This window comes from Enterobacter cloacae complex sp. IR5458 (genome assembly GCF_049238025.1).
Lineage (GTDB): Bacteria > Pseudomonadota > Gammaproteobacteria > Enterobacterales > Enterobacteriaceae > Enterobacter > Enterobacter kobei.
Genome location: NZ_JBMKIF010000001.1, coordinates 1 through 22,052 on the forward strand (window position 1 = coordinate 1; position 22,052 = coordinate 22,052).

Below are 22,052 nucleotides of genomic sequence, written 5' to 3' on the forward strand. Positions count from 1 at the left end.
TATGTTCCCGGTCTGATCTGTCACCTATGTATCCGGTCATACACTGCGCTTACCCGGCCTACAAAACCCGTAGGCCCGTGCAAGCGTAGCGCCGCCGGGCGAAACGCGCAATACAGCCTTAGAAGGACACGCCACCGCCCACGTATGCGCCGTCAATCAGCGTGTGGCCAGGACGACCGTCTTTGCCATCAACGCTCACGTGGCGGTAACCCACTTTCAGGGTCAGCGGCGTGACAGGCGTCCAGCTTACGCCCCCGTTGGCTTCCACGTAGTTTTTCACGCTGTTGTTCAGGCCTTCAGGCGCAACGTAACCTTCGCCATAGACATGGATGCTGTCAGTCAGCGCAACGTTTACGCCGCCACCAATCGGGAACGCCACGCCGTTATCGCCTTTTTTCGGGCCGATGTAGATCGCCTTCGCGCCTGCGTTCAGCATGACCGGGCCCACTTCCAGGTTGTAGCCTGCGCCTACGCCACCGGTCTGGGTACCGTCATCGGTGTTTTTGAGCCAGTTGCTTTCGGCGTACAGGCCGGATGAGGATTTGCCCATTTCCAGATTGAGGTTAGTAAAGTTTTTACCCTGCTCAACGCTACCGCCCATGGCCAGTGCGGAACCAGAGAGGGCGGTCAGTGCAGAAAGAAGAAGGATATTCAGTTTTTTCATGTTTCGTGCCTCATCATCAAATTAATCTGGAGGCACCATAACAAGCGATGTTTATGACTGCAAATGTGATACAAGTCGCTGTTTTATGCTGGTTTTGTTAAATTTAATTTATTTAATGTTGCATTTTTGTTTGGTTGAACGGGAGTCAACGCGTGATTTTCAGGCGTTTAGAAACCGTTTAGTTTTTTGACTAAACATAAACTGAACGAGGACGGGATAGTGACTGGAGGTGTAATAATGGAGTCTCCAAAAATTTCCAAAAATATTTCAAAAATCACATAAAACAACAAAGATTTACACTTATGGTGGTGAAAACACGTTCTCTCGCGCAGGCGACTTTCCCTGCGATGTCATTTTTCTGACACGTTTGTTCATTACGTTGTTGGCTTCACTTACTGGATGCTAACAATATGAAAAGAAAAATCATTCCTGTGCTGGTTGGTTGTGCGCTCTCTTTCTCTGGCCTGGCGGCACAGCCCACGGCTGAACGCTATGTCGTCAGCTTTCCTGAAGGCTCACACGTCAACTACAGCGGCGCGTTCGCCAGCGCATTTCCGAACGGACTCCCGGTGGGTATTGGCTCTGGCCTGCTGTTTACGGGCAAGCAGGGCGATGCCCTGACCTTTGCAACCGTGACCGATCGCGGTCCAAACGCCGATGCGCCAAAAATGGGTAAAAATGAAGCCAAAATTTTTGTCACGCCGGATTTCGCGCCGCTGCTGATGACCATCCGCGTGCAGAACGGTAAAGCAGAAGCGAAGGATGCCCGCCCGCTGCATGACGATAAAGGCGAGATTAACGGTCTGCCGCTGCAAAGCGGCGTGATTGGATCCACCAATGAGGTGGCGTTTAGCGACACCCTCAAGACGCTGAAGGGTGACAACCGCGGGCTGGATACGGAAGGCATCACGCCGGACGGCAAAGGCGGCTACTGGCTGTGCGACGAGTATGGCCCGTTTCTGATTAACGTCGACAGTAAAGGGAAAATCCTGGCGATCCACGGCCCGCAGGCGGCGGAAGGGGAAAAGTCGATCGCGGGCGGTCTGCCAAACGTTATCAAATGGCGCCAACCGAACCGGGGCTTTGAAGGCCTGACCCGTATGCCGGACGGGCGCATTATCGCCGCGGTACAAAGTACGCTGGATATCGACGGTAAAAGCAAAAAGCAGGCGCTGTTTACGCGTCTCGTGAGCTTCGACCCGGCGACCGGCAAAACCGCGATGTACGGCTACCCTATCGACAGCGCGGCCTACAGCAAAAACAGTGATGCCAAAATCGGCGACATCGTGGCGCTTGATGACCAGCATATCCTGCTGATTGAGCAGGGCAGCGATAAAAATGACGGGATGCGTAACCTTATCTACAAGGTGGACCTCAGCAAGGCGAGCGACCTGAGCGCCTTTGACAAGCCGGGCGAGTACCCGGAGTTTGATGATGAGAAAACCCTGAAGCAGCGCGGCATTACCCTTGCGGCAAAAACGCAGGTCGTTGATTTGCGCGCGCTGGGCTGGCAGCAGGAGAAAGCTGAAGGGCTGGCGCTGATCGACAGCAAACGGCTTGCCGTGGCGAACGATAATGACTTTGGCGTGAAGGTGGCGATGCAAAATCCGGTCGAGGGCAAGAAGCTCAAGGATTATCGGGTGAACGCGGAAGGCAAGCTGACGCTGGATGATAAACCGGTTGAAACCACGCTTAGCGTGAAGCCGCTGAAGAAGCCGGAGTCGGATAGTGAGCTGTGGATTGTGACGCTGCCGGAGGCGTTGAAATAGGGTTGGGTCAATTACCCTTCTCCCCACAGGGGAGAGGGGATTTTAGTAAGCGCTAGATCGCTTTCGCGATACTCTCATAAGTCTCGACAAGGTGATCGCGCAGATTTCCGGATCCGTGCATCGTCACCAGCAGGTTGTGACGCGCGCGGGTAAATCCGACATACAGACGCTTGATATCGTCACTCAGATCCTCATCATTTCTTTCCTTTGCCGCATCCATAATGGCGACCGAGTGAAATTCAAGGCCCTTGCTGCTTGGCAATGGCATGACGCAGAGAAAATCATTTTGCGGTGACCAGTGTTTTTTATCATCGCTGCTCACAATCATCTGGTAGGGGATGTTACGCGCCGCGAGACGTGGCCCCAACGCACCCGAAATACTGTAGGTCGAAGGGCACAGAATGGCGATCTCTGACCATGCAACACCTTGCTGTCGCTGCTTTGTCACCCAATCGAGAACGTGAGTAATTTCCTCGTCCTGATTATCAAAGCTGGCCAGTGCCGGATATTTGCCTGACAATCCCCCTGCATCGGGTTGCTGATATTTGAGTGCCTCTTCAATGTGATTATTGAGGTAATTAAATGCAACACTGCTGGCGAAATGGAGTATTTGCCTGGTGTTGCGATAGTTGGTATTCAGGATGGTGGTGCGGCCGAGGGCCTTGATATCGACGCTGGAGAGGGTGAAGTCGAGAGCTTTCTTTTTCTGGTATATGGACTGGGCGTCGTCGTAGAGGAAAAGAAGCGAGTTATCTTTATTGTCCGGCATACGAGCGAGTATTCTCAACCACTCCGGTTTGAAATCATGCCCCTCGTCAATCAGGACTGCGCTGTATTGTCCCGGTTTTATAATCCCCTCTTCGAATGCCACCGTTAGCGCATTTTCCATTAACGCAATAAAGTTTTTGCTCTTTGGTGGAAGACGCCGATGGGCGTTTAATTGCTGATAACACCAGGCATGAAAATGGATGACTTCGACAGGAAGCCGCAGCGTATGTAGCTCAAGTTGTGCTTTGAGTTTTTTGGCGAGCGTGATGTTGTAGCAAATGACCAGAATAGGCTTGGTGTTTTCAATATTATTGGCAAGCTCAATACAGCGGTGGTGCAAAATGAGCGTTTTGCCAGAACCGGCTACGCCGTGAATAACGCGGTGTCCCGTGCCCATGCTTCTGGCGAGCTGTTCCTGTTGTCTGTCCATCATGCAAACCACATCAGGAGTGTGGAAGGTAAAATTGTCCAGATCAACCCGTGTCACGGAAGGGTTAATGCGTACGTCGGGATAAAGATGCCAGCGGATGCGGTCGAGCTGCTGTGATGATGTGTGATGAGTGAAGTTATGTCTGAGAAGGGATTCGAGCCGGGCGGTGATTTGTTCTCTGGTCATAAACTCACTGAGTTCGTTTTTGCAAATCACCTGGCTGGCCGGGAAGATTTCCTCTAGTGCCTCGGGCGTGAAACTCTTTTCGAGCTGTGCACGCGTGATGTTGCTCAAATAAACACCGTATCCATAGGGCATAATAAAGCTGCCTTCATAATCTCCCTGTTGCTGGCGAAGCAGAGGATCTTTTTTTAGGCTGTCGATGGTGTGAAAGGTATATTGGCGAACCTGCTCGATCGGGTTTTTCAACGGCTCAATACCGTTTTTAGTTTCATAGTGAATATGCGTTTTGTTGGCAGATTTAATTTTTGTGATAAACCAGTCTTTCACTTCTAAAAACAACAAACCTTTTTCGGGGGCCAGAATCACAAAGTCAGGATGATCGTCTTTGTCTCCCATTCGGGTGTCATACCAGCAGGTACACTGTTCGCTGAGTCCTCCTTCCAGGAGTCTTGCCAGCCTTTTTTCTCCGGCCGTGATTTTCTCGCTACAGCTGCTAATGGTGGGAATAATGAGTGCCATATGATGTCTACCAATTCATGAATAGTATAATCCTACGCAATTAATATTGTGGGGAATATTAATCGAAGCAGGAATTCATTATTGTTAAGGACATTAACAGACAATATTGCAAACAAAAAGGGTGAAACGAGGAATTTAACTTAGAGAACCTGGCTCCCTTTCCTGATTAAAAGGGAGCGGTTGATTATTTTTTGAGCCCCGCAAACGCCGCGCGAATCTCTTCCTCCGGCAGCTGTATGCCAATAAATACCATTATGCTATGCGGCGCTTCATCGCCCCACGGGCGATCCCAGTCGGCGCTGTATAAGCGCTGCACGCCCTGGAACAGCAGGCGGTTCGGTTCGCCGTCGATCCACAGCATCCCTTTGTAGCGCAGCAGTTTGTCGGCAAATGACAGCAGCAGTTTCTCCATCACGCGGGAGACCTCGCTGATATCCACCGGGTAATCCAGCTCCACCACAATCGACGTCACGTCGTTTTGCTTGTCTCCCATAAAGTGGAAACGCGGTTTCGTGGTGACGTTCTCTTCCAGCATAAAGCCGTTGGTGTTGAACAGCTGTGAGAGGTCGATATCGCCGTGCGTCACGGTGTAAATCGGCGCGCGGGAGTTAATGCGGGTCAGACGTTCACGCAGTTTCTCGCTGTCACCCGCCACGTCGGTTTTGGTCAGCAGGATGCGGTCGGCGTAGCCCACCTGAGACTGGGCGATGGTGAACTGGTTCATCTGATCGTTGGCGTGAACCGCATCGACCAGGGCGATGACGCCGTCCAGCAGGTAGCGCTGGCAAAGAATGTCATGGGAGAAAAAGGTCTGAATAATCGGGCCGGGGTCGGCCATGCCGGTGCATTCAATCACCAGGCGGTCGAAGTCGATTTCACCGCGATCGCGGCTGTCGAGCAGATCCAGCAGGGCGTCTTCCAGCTCGTTTGAGCGGGTACAGCAGATGCAGCCGTTGGTCAGGGTTTTGATCTGCGTGGCGCGATCGCCAATCAATTGATCGTCCACGGAGACTTCACCGAATTCGTTTTCGATGACGGCGATTCTGAAGCCGTGCTGCTCGTTCAGGATGTGGCGCAGCAGGGTGGTTTTACCGGCGCCGAGGAAACCGGTCAGCAGGGTGACGGCAATCGGGGTCATGTTCTCTCCTTTAGCAGCAGCGGACGCCGCCTTCTCCACTTCCACCGTAGCGTGCTTCCTGACGCTCGCGGAAGAATTCAGTGTAGGTCATGTACGGTTTATCCGGATGGTTGGTCTTCATATGCTCAACGTAGTTGTCATAGTCCGGAATACCAATCAGCATTTTTGCCGCCTGACCGAGGTATTTTTTTGCTTCGCCTAAGTTACCAAACATAATGCATCCTGATAAGACAAAGCCCGGTGGCGCTCCGCTTACCGGGCCTAAAGTACCGTTGTAGGGCGGGTTAGCGTAGCGCCACCCGCCATTTTTTTTAATGGTGTGAAGAGGTCTTCACGCCGCCTTCCGGCACCGGCACGTACGGCGTTTCTTTATCCGTACGGCCTTCGGCGTTACGCACTTTCAGCCAGGTTTTGATACCGTAGAAAATGATGCTGTACACCACCACCAGGAACAGAATGCTCAGACCTGCGTTGGTGTAGTTGTTCACCACGATATGGTTCATGTTGGCAATCTGCTGCGCGGTCAGATCTGCGCCGCCAGCGGCAATCTTCTCTTTGTACTGGTTCGCCATGAAGAAGAAGCCTTCCAGCTGCGGGTTGGTGCTGAACAGCTTCAGGCCCAGCGCCCAGGTAGTGCAGAGCAGCAGCCACAGTGCAGGAATGACGGTCACCCAGATGTATTTAGTGCGTTTCATTTTCACCAGTACGACGGTGCCAAGTACCAGAGCCACAGCGGCCAGCATCTGGTTAGAGATACCGAACAGCGGCCAGAGGCTCTTCACGCCGCCGAGTGGATCAACCACGCCCTGATACAGCAGGTAACCCCACAGGCCTACGCAACCCGCAGTGCCGAGCACACCCGCCACCAGAGAGTCGGTTTTCTTCAGGAACGGCACGAAGTTACCCAGCAGGTCCTGCAGCATGAAGCGGCCCGCACGGGTACCGGCATCCAGCGCGGTGAGGATAAACAGCGCTTCAAACAGAATACCGAAGTGGTACCAGAAGCCCATGTCTGCCCACGGCAGCACTTTATGGAACACATGTGCGATACCGACAGCCAGCGTCGGTGCGCCACCTGCGCGGTTCAGCACGGACGGTTCGCCGATGTCTTTCGCGGTCTGCATGATCTGCTCAGGGGAGATCACGAAGCCCCAGGAGCTGACGGTCGCTGCCGCGTGGGCGCTGGCATCCTTCAGCTGGGCCATGATCAGCGCGGTATTTTCGCCGCCCATCTCATGCAGGTTTGGCATGGTGATGCCCAGACCCGCAGGCGGGGTGTTCATTGCGAAGTACAGGCCCGGTTCGATGATAGACGCCGCAACCAGCGCCATGATCGCCACGAAGGATTCCATCAGCATCGCGCCGTAACCGATAAAGCGCGCGTCGGTTTCGTTGGCCATCAGCTTCGGCGTGGTGCCGGAGGAGATCAGCGCGTGGAAGCCAGACACGGCACCACAGGCGATGGTGATAAACAGGAACGGGAACAGCGCGCCTTTCCACAGTGGGCCGGTGCCGTCAATGTACTGAGTCACCGCCGGCATTTTCAGCTCAGGGTTGATGATCACAATCCCGATAGCCAGCCCGACGATAACCCCGATTTTCAGGAAGGTCGCGAGGTAATCACGTGGTGCCAGAATCAGCCATACCGGGAGCAGGGCGGATACAAACGCGTAACCAATCAGCGCGAAGGTGATGGTGGTGTCCTTAAAGGTCAGCGCCGGGCCCCAGTACGGGTCATGCGCAATGACGCCGCCAAAGTAGATAGAGGCAACCAGCAGCACGATACCAATCACGGAGACTTCGCCCACGCGTCCCGGGCGCAGGAAGCGCATGTAAATGCCCATGAACAGCGCAATCGGTACGGTAGAGCAGACGGTAAACACGCCCCACGGACTTTCGGCCAGCGCTTTCACGACGATCAGCGCCAGCACCGCGAGGATAATGATCATAATCAGGAAACAACCGAACAGGGCAATGGTGCCCGGCACGCGACCCATCTCTTCTTTGATCATCTCACCCAGCGACGAACCGTTACGGCGTGAGGAGATAAACAGCACCATAAAGTCCTGCACCGCGCCCGCGAGCACCACGCCCGCCAGCAGCCAGAGGGTACCCGGCAGGTAGCCCATCTGCGCGGCCAGTACCGGGCCGACCAGCGGGCCAGCGCCTGCAATGGCGGCAAAGTGGTGACCAAACAGCACGTAGCGGTTGGTTGGCACGTAGTTCAGGCCGTCATTGTTAATGACCGCCGGCGTGGCGCGCGTTGGGTCGAGCTTCATGACCTTCTGCGCGATGTATAAGCTGTAGTAGCGATAAGCCACAAGATAGACGGAAACGGACGCGACGACGATCCACAGGGCGCTGACGTGTTCGCCCCGGCGTAATGCGACAACCGCCAGACAGAAAGCACCGAGGATCCCGAGTAAGGCCCAGGGCACGTGCTTAAGTAGTTTTTTAGTATCCATAGTAAGACCTGGTTTTTTATGTAAAGAAAAAAGGGTCAAGGTTCGTTGTGAGGAGGTATTGAGTAATGCTGGAGCGATCGTGCCAGATCCTCGCGCGTGTAAAGGTGGGTAAATGAATGAGTGGTTGAAAGTGACGGGTGAGCGGTCAAAGGAAGCGGCGAGTGGTTAAGGCTCGCCGCCGCGGGAAGAAATTATGTGATTGAGATCACGTGGTTATCCGGGCTGCGCGCCATCGCCAGATAGTTTTCCAGCGTTTTAACCAGTTTATCCTTCAGCCAGTTCGGCTCCAGGATTTGAATATTCGGCAGCCAGTAGAACAGCAGTGGCAGGATCTGGTTCTCGTGTGCCGCCCGGCAGCGCAGCGTGATACCGCCGCGTTGCTCTTCCAGCAGCTCTTGTTCCGGCAGAAGATCCCGGCGCAGGAAGTAATGTGAAATATTATCTTTAATGAATATTTTCACGGTGAAAGTATCTTCAGACACCCACGGATCGAGGCTTTTTTCCAGGAGCGCGCGGACATTCTCTTCAGGGGTAAAAAGGGTTTTCTGAATATCAAACCAGCGAATCTGACTCAATGAAAAGGATTTAAGCCGACTATTTTCGGTAGCTTGTAAATACCATATATTTTTTTTGTTAATGAGTTTATAGGGATTAATCAGGCGGGTTTTACCCTTATAAACGATCTGGCAAACATTATGGTTATTAATAGATTTCTCAATTTTCGCTAAATGACGGCTGATATCACGTTGTACCGTGTGCTCTGCGTCGTTACCAAGGATAAGAATATGATTTTCGTCAACGCGTGTTTCCAGCTTTTGCCAGAATTCCGTATTTCTTTCAGGGAAAAAGTTATCTGCATTCAGGAAGTTAGCCAGTGTGTGATGTAACCCTTGTCCGCCGGGAGATTGTGCGGAATGGATCAGCCGATATAGCCCGTTACCGGTATGTTCAACGATAGGAGAGAGCGCATTTAAATCCCGGTAGACGGTACGCTCGGTAATTTTAAATTTGGTCATTAGCGCACTGCGGTTTACCACACCGTTTAAATGTAGCTCAACCAGAATATCGACCAGACGTTCAGCCGAGCGGCTCCGCGTCGTTTTAGCCATAAGGTCATCCTGTATATTAGATATGCGCTGAATGAAGCGGGAAGCACTGACCAGAGATGTCAGTATTCAGGCACAGAAAATTTATCTTATGGTTGTATAACGGCGTGATTTAGCGGAAACCTTAGGAGTTTTTGCAGAAAGTGGCGCTGGCCGAAAAAAAGGCCAGCGCGCGGGAGAATTACGCGGTGGCTTCCACCTCCATCATGACCGGGTGGAAACGGCGTTTGAAGTAGATCAGGCCGTGTCCTGCATCACTCAGAATGATATTTTTAATTTCAACAAGATACACTAGATGCGTGCCGATGGTTTGCACCTGGCTTATCTCGCCTTCCAGGCTTGCCAGCGCACCTTTCAGCATCGGCTGCGCCAGCGGGCCTTTCTGCCAGCAGGAGAGGGCAAAGCGCTCCTCCATTGTCATACCGGTCATCCCGGCGAAGTGGCGAGCCATGATCTCCTGCTCGTGGTTCAGCACGTTTATGCACAGTCTGCCGTTGCCCTGGAATACCGGGTTCATGGCGCTGTTGGCGTTGATGCACACCATGACCGACGGCGGGGTGTCCGTAACCGAACAGACTGCGGTGGCGGTAATGCCGCAGCGGCCCGCTTCCCCCTCGGTGGTGACGACATTGACTGCGGCCGACAGGCTGGCCATCGCGTCGCGAAAACGCAGGCGTTCTTCTGATTGCATTGAAACCTCCCGCTGCGCTATTTCAGCAGCTTATCCAGCATGTTGATATCGCTGTTGTTGTGCAGGTGCGGCACCGTCCAGCCGTGTTGGTCGTATTCGGACATACAGCGGTCGACCATCGCCATCATTTTGTCCATGTTGCCGGAGCTCTGCGCCTGGCGCAGGCACTGCAGGCGAATTTCATCCTGGCTACCGGAGTAGTTGATCTCATACAGCTCGTGACGGCCGCCAAACTCGCTGCCAATGGCATCCCACATCAGCTTCAAAATCTTGATGCGTTCGACGTGATCCATGCCGTTGGAGCCGCGCACGTATTTCGCCAGATACTGGTCAATCTGTGGGTTATTCAGGTCCCGCGCGCTGGACGGCAGATAGATCAGCCCGCTGGTGACGTTACGTTCGATAATATTCTTAATCTTCGCGTAGGCCATCGGAGCCATCACGCGGTAGGTCTGCAGCGCCGCGTGGTCCGGCAGATACGCGCCATTGACCCACGGCGTGGCTTCAGAGCACATGGAGTCGCTCAGCGCCCAGAACATATTGCGCCAGGCCACCACCTCGCCGAGATCCGCCTGTACGCCGCGGAATTCAAGGGTGCCGGTACACTCCAGCGATTTTTTCAACAGGGCGGTGATGAAGTCGAGCTTCACTGCCAGGCGCACGCATGCCTGTAGCGGATACATCCGCGCAAAGCCACCTTCCATCGTCCAGCGACGACAGCGGTCGAAATCGCGGTAGATCAGCACGTTTTCCCACGGGATCAGCACATGATCCATCACCAGGATCGCGTCGTTCTCATCAAAGCGGCTGGAGAGCGGGTAGTCATACGGGGAGCCGGTTGCGCCAGCCACCATCTCGTAAGAGGCACGGGAGATGAGCTTGACGCCTTCGGCATCCATCGGTGCGACGAACATCAGCGCAAAGTCCGGGTTTTCGCCCATCACCTGCGCGGAGCCGAAGCCGATCATGTTGTAGTGGGTCAGCGCCGAGTTGGTTGCCACCACTTTCGCCCCGCTGACAACGATCCCGGCGTCGGTCTCTTTCTCCAGTTTGATGTAGACGTCTTTCACCTCATCCGCCGGTTTGTGGCGGTCGATAGGCGGGTTAACGATGGCGTGGTTGAAATACAGGCCGGTTTCCTGAATGCGGGTGTACCAGTTGCGGGCGTTCTGCTCGAACTGACCGTAGAAGGCCGGGTTGGCACCGAGTGCGCAGCCGAACGCGGCCTTATAGTCCGGCGTACGCCCCATCCAGCCGTAGCTGAGGCGTGACCATTCGGCGATAGCGTCGCGCTGCTGGCGCAGGTCGTCGGCGCTTTTCGCCACGCGGAAGAACTTGTGGGTGTAACCGCCGCTGCCGGTGTCGGTGCCCCAGCACAGCGTGTCCTGCATGTCCGGCTTGTGCAGGGCATCGTACATCTGCGCGATGGAGGCTGCCGCATTGCGGAACGCCGGATGGGTGGTGACGTCTTTGACGCGCTCGCCGTAGATATAAATCTCACGCCCGTCCTGCAGGCTTTTTAAATACTCTTCACCAGTTAACGGACGTTTGGCATCGGCGCGGAAATCTTCAGGCTTCATAGGGACCTCGTATCGGAATAGTGATGTTAAATTTATGTTTTGTTTTTGTTGTTTAATTGAAGCGTGAGAGGGGCGGGACGTGAAGGGACGATTGGGACAACGGCGGGTACTTTTCGGGTGGGATGTGGATTTGTGATCTGTGCGGCTTTTCGGCGGGTGGCGCTGCGCTTACCCGCCCTACGAACCGTGATGCGTTCAGGAAACCGGTACTTTCTGCGCCCGATATGCGCTTGGCGAGCACCCCACTAAGCGGTTAAAAAAGCGGGCGAAATAGGCCGGATCTTTAAACCCCAACTGCCAGGCAATCTCGCTGACCGCGCTGTCGGAAAAGAGCAGCAGCCGTCTGGCTTCCCGCAGCTGTCGGTCGAAGATCAACCGCTTCGGCGGGCGATTGGCGAAGCGGCGACAGATATCGGTTAGTCGGGATTCGGTCAGGTGCAGTTCGCTGGCGTATTCCGGCACCGTCCAGTGCTGGTGGTAGTGCGTGTCGATCAGTTGGGTAAAGCGCTGGAACAGCTTCAGCTCGCCGCGCATACCGCCTGAAGCGTGATCGTCGAGCTTCGCGTTGCGCAGCAGCAGAGTGAATACGGCCTGCGCCAGCAGAACCAGCGTATGCTCGCGGCCCGGCAGCTGTTCCATGGACTCGCGGGCTATCAGCTGCCAGTAGTGTTTCAGCGCCGCCAGTTCATCAGGCTTGTCGGCCAGCGACAGGCAGATCCCCGGCAGACCAAACGCTTCCCGCGTGCCGGGGTAGAGCACCTCCAGCAGAGGCCAGATTAGATCCTCGCGCACCGTCAGCACGTGCCCGTCGCTGTCGGATTCGGTAATAAACGCGTGCGGCACCGACGGCGGCGTGAGAACGAAAAGCGGGGCCTGCACCGAGTAACGGTGATCGTCGAGCTGGAGTTCAATCTGCCCGGTATCCAGAAAGTGCATCTGAAAATACTGGTCGTGACGATGCGCCTGCATGTCGCGGCCAAAAAAGGCCGCCATGCGTGCGAACGACTGGTAGTGCACATCGTCGGTGCCCAGACTTTCGTCGTACTCCTTGCTGATATCAATGTTGGCGATAGGGCTCTGGCACATGATCGTTCCTCTGTTGATCCCGCTGCGTCATCGGAATGCGCGTCAGCACCAGCGCGCCGACCACCAGTAGCCCGGCCACGAACCACAGCCCGGAGCTGAAGCTGCCGGTCGCGTCGCGCAGAATGCCGATCAGCAGCGGGCTAACGGCAGAACCCACATTGCCGATTGCGTTGATCACCGCCAGCGCCACCGCGCGGGACTGCAGGCTAATCACCCGATCTGGCGTGGTCCAGAATATCGCCATGGCGGTAAATGATCCGGTTGAGGCCATGATGATGCCAAGCAGCTGGATCAGGCTGTGATCGGTGGCGGAGGCCAGCATCCATCCCGCCGCCGCGAACAGGTACGGCAGGATGGTGTGCTTTTTTCGCTCTTTTAGCCTGTCGGATCGGCGGCTCCACCAGATCATCCCGAGGATGGTGCAAAACTGCGGGATCGCCGCCAGCAGGCCAATGACGATATTGCTGCTGCCGGTGTTAAAGCTCTGCAGGATCTGCGGCGTCCAGATGTTGATCGCGCTCAGCGTGTTGGTCAGGCAGAAGTAGGCCAGCGTATAGAGCAGCACGGCGGGCGTCAGCACTTCTCGCAGCGTCGAGCGCGGCGTGACGGCACGGACAATGGCGACCTCCTGCTCGCGGGCGATCATGGTTTTCAGCGCCTGCTTTTCGTCCTCATCCAGCCAGGTGGCCTGATCCGGCGTGTCGTTAAGGTAGAACCAGGTTACTACCCCGAGCACTACTGACGGCAGCCCTTCCAGCAGGAACAGCCACTGCCAGCCCTTCAGGTTCCACAGCCCGTCCATCGCCAGAATGTACCCGGAGAGGATTGAACCGAGCATCATGGTGACCGGCATGGCGATCATAAACAGCGCGTTGGCGCGGGCGCGGTGATAGGCCGGGAACCACCAGGTGAGATAGACCAGGATCCCCGGCAGGAAACCGGCTTCGGCAATGCCCACCAGCATGCGCAGGACGTAAAGGGTTTCAGGGCTGGTGGCGAACATGGTGCAGGTGGAGGCGATGCCCCACACCACCATGATCCCGGCGATCCAGCGCCGCGCGCCGATCTTCGCCAGCATGATGTTGCTTGGGATCCCGCACAGCACATAGGTGACGTAAAACAGGGTTGCGGCCAGGCCAAACATGGTGGAGGTGAGGCCGAGATCTTTACCCATCGTCAGTCCGGCAAAGCCGATGTTGATGCGGTCGAGAAACGAGAAAACAAACAGGATAAAGAGAAACACGATTAAACGTCGGAACAGCTTGTTAATGGCGCGTTGTTCAACAGCTTTATTATCATGGGTTTGCAGGGTAGAGGTCGTCATGGTGCGCTCCAGATCTTACGTTTAGTAGACGGATTTATTGTTATTAACTGACGTAACCGGTTGTTCGATAAAGCGTGCAGCCAGCGCTTCCGCACCGCGGGCGAGCAGGGTAGTGTCGACGCCGACGGCGACAAACAGCGCGCCGAGGTCGAGATAGCGTTTTGCCAGCGCCTCGTTTGCCATCAGGATGCCGGGGGCTTTGCCCGCGCTCAGGATCTGCGCGATCGCCTGCTCGATAGCGGCCTGGACCTCCGGGTGCTGCGGATTACCGGCAAAGCCCATGTCGGCGCTGAGATCGGCCGGGCCGATAAACACGCCGTCGACGCCTTCCACGTCGAGGATCTGCGGCAGGTTTTTCAGCGCCTCACGGGTTTCGATTTGCACCAGTACGCACATGGCGTCGTTAGCCTGCTGCAGATAGTCCGGAATGCGGTTCCAGCGCGACGCTCTTGCCAGCGCGCTGCCGACGCCGCGAATGCCCGCCGGTGGGTAGCGGGTGGCACGTACCGCCAGCCGCGCTTCTTCGGCGTTTTGCACCATCGGCACCAGCAGGGTTTGTGCGCCGACGTCCAGCAGCTGTTTGATCTGCACCGGATCGTTCCACGACGGGCGCACCACCGGCTGGCTCGGATAAGGGGCGATGGCCTGCAATTGGGTTAAGACGGTTTGCACGCTGTTCGGGGCGTGCTCGCCGTCGATCAGCAGCCAGTCGAAGCCTGCCCCGGCCAGCAGTTCGGCGCTGTAGCTGCTGGTGAGCCCCAGCCATAAGCCGATTTGTGGACGGCCCGCTTTCAGCGCCGCTTTGAATGCATTCTGCATGATCGTCTCCTTACACAAAGCGGCAGCTGATGGAGCCCATGTTGCCGTAGTCAACGTGGAAAGTGTCGCCTCTGCTGGCGGGCACCGGGCGGGTAAACGAACCGCCGAGGATGATCTGCCCCGGCTCAAGCTGCACGTCGTAAGGCGCCAGCTTGTTCGCCAGCCACGCCACGCCGTTCGCCGGGTGGTTAAGCACGCCAGCGGCCACGCCGGTCTCTTCGATCACGCCGTTGCGGTAGAGCAGGGCGGAGATCCAGCGCAGATCCAGCTCGTCGGGTTTAATCGGGCGACCGCCGAGGATCACCCCCGCGTTGGCAGCGTTATCGGAGATGGTGTCGAACACCTTGCGCGGGCGCTGGGTTTCCGGGTCAACGTTGTGGCAGCGGGCGTCGATCAGCTCCAGCGCGGGAATGACGTAATTCGTGGCGTTGTAGACGTCGAAGATCGTGCAGTTCGGGCCGCGCAGCGGTTTTGCCAGCACGAACGCCAGCTCTACTTCGATGCGCGGGACGATAAAGCGATCGACGGGGATGTCGCTGCCGTCGTGGAAAAACATGTCGTCCAGCAGCGCGCCGTAGTCCGGCTCGCTGATCTGTGAGCTGGCCTGCATCGCTTTGGAGGTGAGGCCGATCTTGTGACCCTTCAGCACGCGGCCTTCGGCGATTTTCAGGTTTACCCATTCGCGCTGAACGGCGTAGGCGTCGTCAATGGTGATCTCCGGGTAGTCCAGCGAGATCGCGCGGATCTGCTCCCGGGTTTGTTCCGCCTGATGCAGGCGGTGGGCGATCAGGGTATGGGTGTGTTTATCGAGCATGGCGATATCCTGTTGTATTGTTTTCTCCCTCTCCCCGTGGGAGAGGGCCGGGGTGAGGGCATCAGGCCGCTGAGATTTCCCTCACCCTAACCCTCTCCCAAAGGGAGAGGGGACAGATCGAGCGGTATTACTTAAACAACGCGTGCACGTTGTTTTGTTTGTAATTGAGCGTCGGGTGCAGTTCGTCCAGCTCGAACGACAGCGCCAGATAGCGGGCAGCCATCAACGCCGCAAAGTGCGCTTTGATAAGCCCAAACAGCATTTCCCCCACGGCTTCCCGACTTTCCAGGCTGCGCCCGGAACCGATCTTCAGCGTCATATGCACAAAGGCGTAATCCTGCTTACCGTCGGCCATCTGCCAGGTATCCAGCCAGTGGGCGCGGCTGCGGATACCGCCGATCGGGAAGATGCCCGTGGCGGCCAGCGCCTCGTTCACTTTAGCGAACAACCCCGGCAGGTCTGCCTGCTCGCGGATGTTGTCGGTACATTCAGCAATAAAGTGCGGCATGGTGGCTCCTCACGCGGGCAGGGGGAAAACGGCGTTAACCTGGCCGGTGCCGGAGCTGGCGAACAACTCGGTGAGAAACTCCACCTTGCCGTCGTATTTGTCCCAGCCGAGCATGCCCAGCAGCATCACCGTGTCATGCATATTGCCCTCGCCGTAGCAGTAGTCGGCGTACTCCGGCAGCATGCTGCAGAATTCTTTGAACTGCCCCTCTCGCCACAGCTTCACCACGCGCTCGTCCATCTGGCGGTCAAACTCGCGGGTATAGCTGTTCATCCCTTCTTCCGCGCGCTGGTCGTCGATAAAGCGGTGCGACAGTGAGCCGCTGGCGAGCACCGCCACGGTGCCGTCGTATTTTTTGATGGCGCTGACGATGGCCTCACCGAGTTTGCGGCTGTCGGCGAAGTCGTGAACGGTGCAGAACGCCGAGATAGAGACCACTTTGAAGTGTTTATCCGGGTTCATGTAACGCATCGGCACCAGCGTGCCGTACTCCAGCTTCAGGCTCGGGATGTTGTGCGCCTTGGCGCGCACGCCGAGCTTCACCGCCTCGTCGGCAATCAGCTGGCCGAGCGCCGGGTTGCCGTCGTAGTCGTAAGTCATGTCGCGGATAAAGTGCGGCAGTTCGTTGCTGGTGTAGACGCCTGAAAAATGGTCCGCACAGTTGATGTGGTATGCGCTGTTCACCAGCCAGTGGGTATCGAAGACGATGATGGTGTCCACGCCCAGCTCGCGGCAGCGCTTGCCGATCTCTTTATGCCCGTCGATGGCGCCCTGACGGCAGCCGTGGTTTTTCCCCGGCAGCTCGGAGAGATACATTGACGGGACGTGGGTGATTTTTGCCGCTAACGCTAATGTACCCATGATCAGATCCCCCATTTTGGAATCGGATGGTCGCCCATGGAGATGCAGACGTTCTTCATCTCCGCAAACACCTCGAAGCTGTACTCGCCGCCTTCGCGCCCGGTGCCGGAGGCCTTCACGCCGCCAAACGGCTGGCGCAGGTCGCGCACGTTCTGGGTATTGACGAACACCATGCCCGCTTCGATATTGCGCGCCAGGCGCAGCACTTTGCTGACGTCCTGGGTCCAGATGTACGACGCCAGGCCGTACTCCACGTCGTTCGCGAGGCGCAGACCTTCCGCTTCATCCTTAAACGGCAGCAGGCAGGCCACCGGCCCGAAGATCTCCTCCTGCGCCACGCGCATGCGGTTGTCGACGTCCGCCAGCACGGTCGGGCGCAGGAAGTTGCCGCCTTTCAGATGTGCAGGCAGGTCGGTCGGTTTGTCCGGGCCGCCCGCCAGCAGGGTCGCGCCCTCTTCAATGCCGAGGCGAATATAGCCAGAGACTTTCTCCCAGTGTGACTTGCTGATGAGTGCCCCAATCTGGGTGGTCGGATCGGTTGGGTCGCCCACGCGCAGACGGTTGGCACGCTCCGCAAAGCGTTTGACGAACTCCGGGTAGATGCTCTGCTGGATGAAGATGCGCGAGCCCGCGGTGCAGCGCTCGCCGTTGATGGAGAAGATGGTGAACAGGGCGGCATCCAGCGCGCGCTCGATGTCCGCGTCTTCAAAAATCAGCACCGGGGATTTGCCGCCCAGCTCCATGGAATACTTCTTTAGCCCGGCGTTTTTCATAATATTGCGCCCGGTGGCCGTGCCGCCGGTAAAGGAGACGGCGCGCACGTCGTGATGACGCACCAGCGCATCGCCTGCCGTCGCGCCGTAGCCCTGCACCACGTTGAGTACACCCGCCGGAATGCCCGCCTCCAGCGCCAGCTCGCCCAGACGGTCGGCGGTCAGCGGGGAGAGTTCAGACATTTTCAGTACCGCGGTATTGCCGAGCGCCAGGCACGGGGCGACCTTCCAGGTGGCGGTCATGAACGGCACGTTCCACGGTGACACCAGCGCGCAGACGCCCACCGGTTGCACCAGGGTGTAGTTGAGCATTTTGTCGTCAACCGGGTAGGTTTTGCCGTTCATCTGCTGGCACACCTCGGCGAAAAACTCGAAGTTGTGCGAGGCGCGCGGGATCAGCACGTTTTTAGTCTGGTGGATCGGCAGGCCGGTGTCGGCGGTCTCCATAGCGGCGATCTCGGGCACGTTCTGATCGATTAGATCGCCCAGACGACGCATCAGCCGCGCGCGTTCCTTCATCGGCAGGTTGGCCCATTTTGGAAACGCCTCTTTCGCGGCGGCTACGGCCTGATGGATTTCGGCTTCACCGCCGGAAGCCACTTCGGCCAGCACCTCGCCGGAGGCCGGATTGGTGGTGTGGAAATAGTCGCTTCCCGCCACGTTTTTGCCGTTGATCCAATGGTTAATTTTTTTCATTTTGCCGTCTCCTCACTCACAATTCGGTTTACCAGGCGTCCCACGCCTTCCACTTCCACCACCACTTCATCCCCCGGCACCACGTTGGACAGCCCCTTCGGCGTGCCGGTGGCAATCATGTCGCCCGGTTGCAGGGTCATAAAATCGCTCAGGTAGGCAATTAGGAACGGGATGCTGAAAATCAGATCCGCCGTCGTGCCAAGCTGTCGCAGTTCGCCGTTAACGAAGGTGCGCAGGGCGAGGTTGTGTGGGTCGGGGATGGCTTCTTTTGGCACGATGTTTGGGGAAATGGGGGTCAGCCCGTCGCGGCTTTTCACCCGCAGGTTTGGGCGGTAGTAGTTCTCGAGATAGTCGCGGATGGCGTAGTCGTTGCAGACCGTATAGCCCGCAACAACGTCCATCGCCTCGGCTTCACTCACCTTACGGGCGGTTTTGCCGATGACCACCACCAGTTCCGCTTCGTAGTGCATGTAGTCGATGTTGTTCGGGCGCACCGAGGTCTGGTCATCACCGTTGAAGGTGTTCGGCGCTTTGATAAACACCAGCGGCTCGGTGGGGGGCTTGAAGTCCAGCTCGCTGGCGTGGTCGGCGTAGTTCAGGCCAAGGGCGAACAGCGTGGCGTGCGGGGGCGTGCGGTGAGCGATAGCGACGTCGCGTTCGTCCACCACCGGGTTTTCCAGCGGCGGAAACCCTTTTGCCAGAATGCGTACCCGGTCTCCAGGGCGGATCTCGACGCGGCTGTGCGGGGTGCCGAGCAATATCGCATCGCCGGGATTAAGGGTCGCGAACTCACTCAGGGCGCTCAGCAGCTGCGCGGCGTTGCGATGCAAATCGGCCGTATTCCAGTGGTCCGCCTCGCGGCCGTTAATCTCGGTGATGAGGGTCAGGTTATCCACGTTATCAACGTTGACCAGCTCGCCCAGCGGGCAGAATCCGTCCCGGCATTTCGCCTTGATCGCCGGGCGGTAGAAGCTCTCTTCCGGCAGACTCACCTCGTTGGCCAGCGCATATCCGGCAATGTACGCCGCCGCGTCTTCCTCGCGCACCTTGCTGGCCGTTTTGCCCACCACCAGCGCGACCGTTGCGCCGCTTAGCACCGTTTCACCCTGCGGGAAGGGAATGGGATCGCCTGCGCGGATCACGGTGTTATGTGGTTTGATAAACCATACTGCCGTTTTCGGCGGCGTGTTGTAGGGGGCTTTTTCAAACGCCTCAGCCCAGGCATCGCGCTGGCTTTGATGATTCAACGCGACGGCAAAAACGGTACCTTTCATTCACCTGCTCCTCACCCCGGCAGTCCGGGTTATGATTTCATTAATATGTTAATGATCTGGTTTTATGCTTTTGCTGTTTATTTCGCAATCAGAAGTGAAAAATTTGTGATATGAATAACAATAAATTTACATGTTGGTTTTTATTTTGATTAAAATCAGTGTGTTAACAAAATTGGCGGGTTTCTGTTAGACTTTTTGGCAGAAAACGTGTTGTTTATAAAAACATCTTTTATGAATTGTTTACTTGTTAATGAAGGGCGGGGAGAGGCTATGCATGATTCATTAACCATCGCGCTGCTGCAGGCGCGGGAAGCGGCGATGTCGTACTTCCGACCCATTGTGAAGCGACATAACCTGACCGAGCAGCAGTGGCGGATTGTGCGCGTGCTGGCGGAACATCCGTCGATGGATTTTCACGATCTGGCGTTTCGCACCTGTATTTTGCGTCCCAGCCTGACCGGCATTCTGACGCGCATGGAGCGCGACGGCCTGGTGCTGCGCTTAAAGCCAGTGAACGACCAGCGCAAGCTGTACGTGTCGCTGACCAATGCTGGCAATGCGCTGTATGAGCACGCCCAGGCACAGGTGGAAGAGGCATACCAGCAGATTGAGGCGGAATACACGCCGGAGAAGATGAAACAGCTGACGACGCTGCTGGAAGAGTTTATTGAACTCGGAAACCGGCATAACGCAGCGCGGGAAGAAGAGTAAAAACCACAAATTCCAGGATGATTTTCGTAAAGTTTTCCCTTTCCAGGCCGAAAATTCTGTATCTGTCTGAGGAAAGAGAAAACATGTTAAACCGTATCAAGATTGTCACCAGTTTAATGCTGGTTTTAGCTATATTTGGCCTGTTACAACTCACATCCGGTGGTCTTTTCTTCAATGCCCTTAAGCATGACAAAGAGAATTTCACCGTCCTGCAAACCATTCGCCAGCAACAATCCACGCTGAATGCCAGCTGGGTGGCGTTGCTGCAAACCCGTAATACCCTGAACCGCGCGGGTATTCGCTACATGATGGATCAGAGCAATATCGGCAGCGGCGCGACCGTTAACGATCTGATGCAAATCGCGTCCACGTCGCTGAAGCAGGCGGAAAAAAACTGGGCCGCCTACGAGGCCCTGCCGCGCGATCCGCGTCAAAGCGATGCGGATGCCATGGAGATCAAGCGTAACTACGATATCTACCACGGTGCGCTGGCGGAGCTGATTCAGCTGCTGGGTGCGGGCAAAATCAACGCCTTCTTCGATCAGCCGACCCAGAGCTACCAGGATGGTTTTGAGAAGCAGTATGTCAGCTACCTGCAGCAGAACGACAAGCTGTATCAAATGGCGGTTGAAGACAGCAAGAGCTCCTTCAGCCAGGCCATCTGGGTGCTGATTAGCGTGCTGCTTGCCGTGCTGGTGGTGATCGTGGCCGTCTGGCTGGGTATCAAGCAGGCGCTGATTTCGCCGCTGACGCGCCTCATCGACAACATTCGCCATATCGCCAGCGGCGATCTGGTGAAGCGCATTGAAGTGGAGGGTTCCAACGAGATGGGCGAACTGGCCGATTCTCTGCGTCATATGCAGAGTGAGCTGGTACGGACCGTTGGCGACGTGCGTAATGGCGCGAATGCTATCTACAGCGGCGCGAGCGAAATCGCGATGGGCAATAACGACCTCTCTTCCCGTACAGAACAGCAGGCTGCGTCCCTGGAAGAGACTGCTGCCAGCATGGAGCAGCTGACGGCGACCGTGAAGCAGAACGCCGAAAACGCCCGTCAGGCGAGCCATCTGGCGCTGAGCGCGTCCGAGACCGCGCAGAAAGGCGGTAAAGTGGTGGACAACGTGGTGCAGACCATGCGCGATATCGCCGGTAGTTCGCAGAAGATCGCCGACATTATTAGCGTGATCGACGGGATTGCTTTCCAGACCAACATCCTGGCACTGAACGCGGCGGTAGAAGCGGCGCGAGCAGGCGAGCAGGGCCGTGGTTTTGCGGTGGTGGCAGGTGAAGTGCGTAACCTGGCCCAGCGCAGCGCCCAGGCAGCACGTGAAATCAAGAGCCTGATTGAAGACTCTGTGGGTCGCGTGGAAGTGGGTTCAACGCTGGTAGAAAGCGCCGGTGAAACCATGGGCGAGATCGTGAATGCGGTAACCCGCGTTACGGATATCATGGGCGAAATCGCCTCGGCTTCTGACGAGCAGAGCCGCGGTATCGACCAGGTGGGTCTGGCGGTCGCCGAGATGGATCGCGTGACCCAGCAGAACGCCTCGCTGGTGGAAGAGTCTGCCGCAGCGGCGGCTGCGCTGGAAGAGCAGGCGAGCCGCCTGACCCAGGCTGTCGCGGTGTTCCGCATTCAGCAGGAGCAGATGAAAGCGCGCGAATTCGCTTCGGCGAAAAGCGTTGCAACCCCGGTGATGTCGCGTAAAGCGGCAACCGCTGATGCGGGTGATAACTGGGAAACGTTCTGATCGTGCGTGTTGTGCCGGGTGGCGGCTTCGCCTTACCCGGCCTACGGAGAGGGGTATGTGCCGGGTGTCGGCTATGGCTTATCCGGCCTACGGTTCAGGGTTTTGTAGGCCCGGTCAGCGCAGCG

General features: G+C 56.7%; 19 protein-coding genes. 3 read left to right on the forward strand and 16 right to left on the reverse strand.

Annotated features, from left to right (window positions below):
- Positions 1-118 precede the first annotated feature (118 nt).
- Positions 119-664: a YfaZ family outer membrane protein gene (locus tag ACOTYN_RS00005; RefSeq protein WP_023331942.1), complete on the reverse strand. Its 546-nt coding sequence runs from the start codon at positions 662-664 to the stop codon at positions 119-121.
- A gap of 410 nt (positions 665-1,074) precedes the next feature.
- Between ACOTYN_RS00005 and ACOTYN_RS00010 the strand changes: the two genes are divergently transcribed.
- Positions 1,075-2,433 (forward strand): esterase-like activity of phytase family protein, encoded by a 1,359-nt coding sequence (locus ACOTYN_RS00010; protein ID WP_045134360.1) that lies wholly within the window; start codon positions 1,075-1,077, stop codon positions 2,431-2,433.
- Positions 2,434-2,485: 52 nt separating this feature from the next.
- Here ACOTYN_RS00010 and ACOTYN_RS00015 read toward each other — a convergent pair whose 3' ends face one another.
- From ACOTYN_RS00015 to hpaG, 15 genes are all read right to left on the reverse strand, one after another.
- Positions 2,486-4,333: a 3'-5' exonuclease gene (locus ACOTYN_RS00015; protein ID WP_071922624.1), complete on the reverse strand. Its 1,848-nt coding sequence runs from the start codon at positions 4,331-4,333 to the stop codon at positions 2,486-2,488.
- A gap of 184 nt (positions 4,334-4,517) precedes the next feature.
- Positions 4,518-5,471 (reverse strand): GTPase, encoded by a 954-nt coding sequence (yjiA, locus tag ACOTYN_RS00020; protein WP_071922623.1) that lies wholly within the window; start codon positions 5,469-5,471, stop codon positions 4,518-4,520.
- A 10-nt stretch (positions 5,472-5,481) separates the two neighbouring features.
- On the reverse strand, positions 5,482-5,685 hold the full coding sequence (locus ACOTYN_RS00025; RefSeq protein ID WP_003856610.1) for a YbdD/YjiX family protein: 204 nt from the start codon (positions 5,683-5,685) through the stop codon (positions 5,482-5,484).
- A 97-nt stretch (positions 5,686-5,782) separates the two neighbouring features.
- Positions 5,783-7,936 (reverse strand): carbon starvation CstA family protein, encoded by a 2,154-nt coding sequence (locus tag ACOTYN_RS00030; protein WP_014882408.1) that lies wholly within the window; start codon positions 7,934-7,936, stop codon positions 5,783-5,785.
- A gap of 191 nt (positions 7,937-8,127) precedes the next feature.
- Complete coding sequence (locus ACOTYN_RS00035; RefSeq protein ID WP_332956193.1) at positions 8,128-9,045, reverse strand: helix-turn-helix transcriptional regulator; 918 nt, start codon at positions 9,043-9,045, stop codon at positions 8,128-8,130.
- Positions 9,046-9,223: 178 nt separating this feature from the next.
- On the reverse strand, positions 9,224-9,733 hold the full coding sequence (locus ACOTYN_RS00040) for a 4-hydroxyphenylacetate 3-monooxygenase reductase subunit (RefSeq protein WP_014882409.1): 510 nt from the start codon (positions 9,731-9,733) through the stop codon (positions 9,224-9,226).
- Positions 9,734-9,750: 17 nt separating this feature from the next.
- Entirely contained in the window at positions 9,751-11,313 is a 1,563-nt protein-coding gene (gene hpaB, locus ACOTYN_RS00045; protein WP_023338987.1) for a 4-hydroxyphenylacetate 3-monooxygenase, oxygenase component, read from the reverse strand.
- Positions 11,314-11,508: 195 nt separating this feature from the next.
- Positions 11,509-12,399 (reverse strand): 4-hydroxyphenylacetate catabolism regulatory protein HpaA, encoded by an 891-nt coding sequence (gene hpaA, locus ACOTYN_RS00050; RefSeq protein WP_014882411.1) that lies wholly within the window; start codon positions 12,397-12,399, stop codon positions 11,509-11,511.
- Positions 12,371-13,723 carry a 4-hydroxyphenylacetate permease gene (hpaX, locus tag ACOTYN_RS00055; protein ID WP_014882412.1) on the reverse strand — a complete coding sequence of 451 codons (1,353 nt, stop codon included), beginning with the start codon at positions 13,721-13,723 and terminating at the stop codon, positions 12,371-12,373. The genes hpaA and hpaX overlap by 29 nt, the downstream gene beginning before the upstream one ends.
- A gap of 21 nt (positions 13,724-13,744) precedes the next feature.
- Positions 13,745-14,542 carry a 4-hydroxy-2-oxoheptanedioate aldolase gene (hpaI, locus tag ACOTYN_RS00060; RefSeq protein ID WP_014882413.1) on the reverse strand — a complete coding sequence of 266 codons (798 nt, stop codon included), beginning with the start codon at positions 14,540-14,542 and terminating at the stop codon, positions 13,745-13,747.
- A gap of 10 nt (positions 14,543-14,552) precedes the next feature.
- A complete protein-coding gene (gene hpaH / locus ACOTYN_RS00065) occupies positions 14,553-15,356 on the reverse strand; it encodes a 2-oxo-hept-4-ene-1,7-dioate hydratase (protein WP_332956189.1) in 804 nt (267 codons plus the stop codon).
- A 127-nt stretch (positions 15,357-15,483) separates the two neighbouring features.
- A complete protein-coding gene (locus ACOTYN_RS00070; RefSeq protein WP_014882415.1) occupies positions 15,484-15,864 on the reverse strand; it encodes a 5-carboxymethyl-2-hydroxymuconate Delta-isomerase in 381 nt (126 codons plus the stop codon).
- A gap of 9 nt (positions 15,865-15,873) precedes the next feature.
- Positions 15,874-16,725: a 3,4-dihydroxyphenylacetate 2,3-dioxygenase gene (gene hpaD, locus ACOTYN_RS00075; protein ID WP_014882416.1), complete on the reverse strand. Its 852-nt coding sequence runs from the start codon at positions 16,723-16,725 to the stop codon at positions 15,874-15,876.
- A gap of 2 nt (positions 16,726-16,727) precedes the next feature.
- Positions 16,728-18,194 (reverse strand): 5-carboxymethyl-2-hydroxymuconate semialdehyde dehydrogenase, encoded by a 1,467-nt coding sequence (hpaE, locus tag ACOTYN_RS00080; RefSeq protein ID WP_014882417.1) that lies wholly within the window; start codon positions 18,192-18,194, stop codon positions 16,728-16,730.
- Positions 18,191-19,468, reverse strand: coding sequence for a 4-hydroxyphenylacetate degradation bifunctional isomerase/decarboxylase (gene hpaG / locus ACOTYN_RS00085; RefSeq protein ID WP_023336729.1), 1,278 nt, complete (start codon positions 19,466-19,468; stop codon positions 18,191-18,193). Before hpaG ends, hpaE begins: the two co-directional genes overlap by 4 nt.
- A 270-nt stretch (positions 19,469-19,738) precedes the next feature.
- Here hpaG and hpaR point away from each other — a divergent pair, with 270 nt between their 5' ends.
- Positions 19,739-20,179 carry a homoprotocatechuate degradation operon regulator HpaR gene (gene hpaR / locus ACOTYN_RS00090; RefSeq protein ID WP_023331950.1) on the forward strand — a complete coding sequence of 147 codons (441 nt, stop codon included), beginning with the start codon at positions 19,739-19,741 and terminating at the stop codon, positions 20,177-20,179.
- 83 nt (positions 20,180-20,262) lie between these two features.
- Positions 20,263-21,927 (forward strand): methyl-accepting chemotaxis protein, encoded by a 1,665-nt coding sequence (gene tsr, locus ACOTYN_RS00095; RefSeq protein ID WP_014882420.1) that lies wholly within the window; start codon positions 20,263-20,265, stop codon positions 21,925-21,927.
- Positions 21,928-22,052 lie beyond the last annotated feature (125 nt).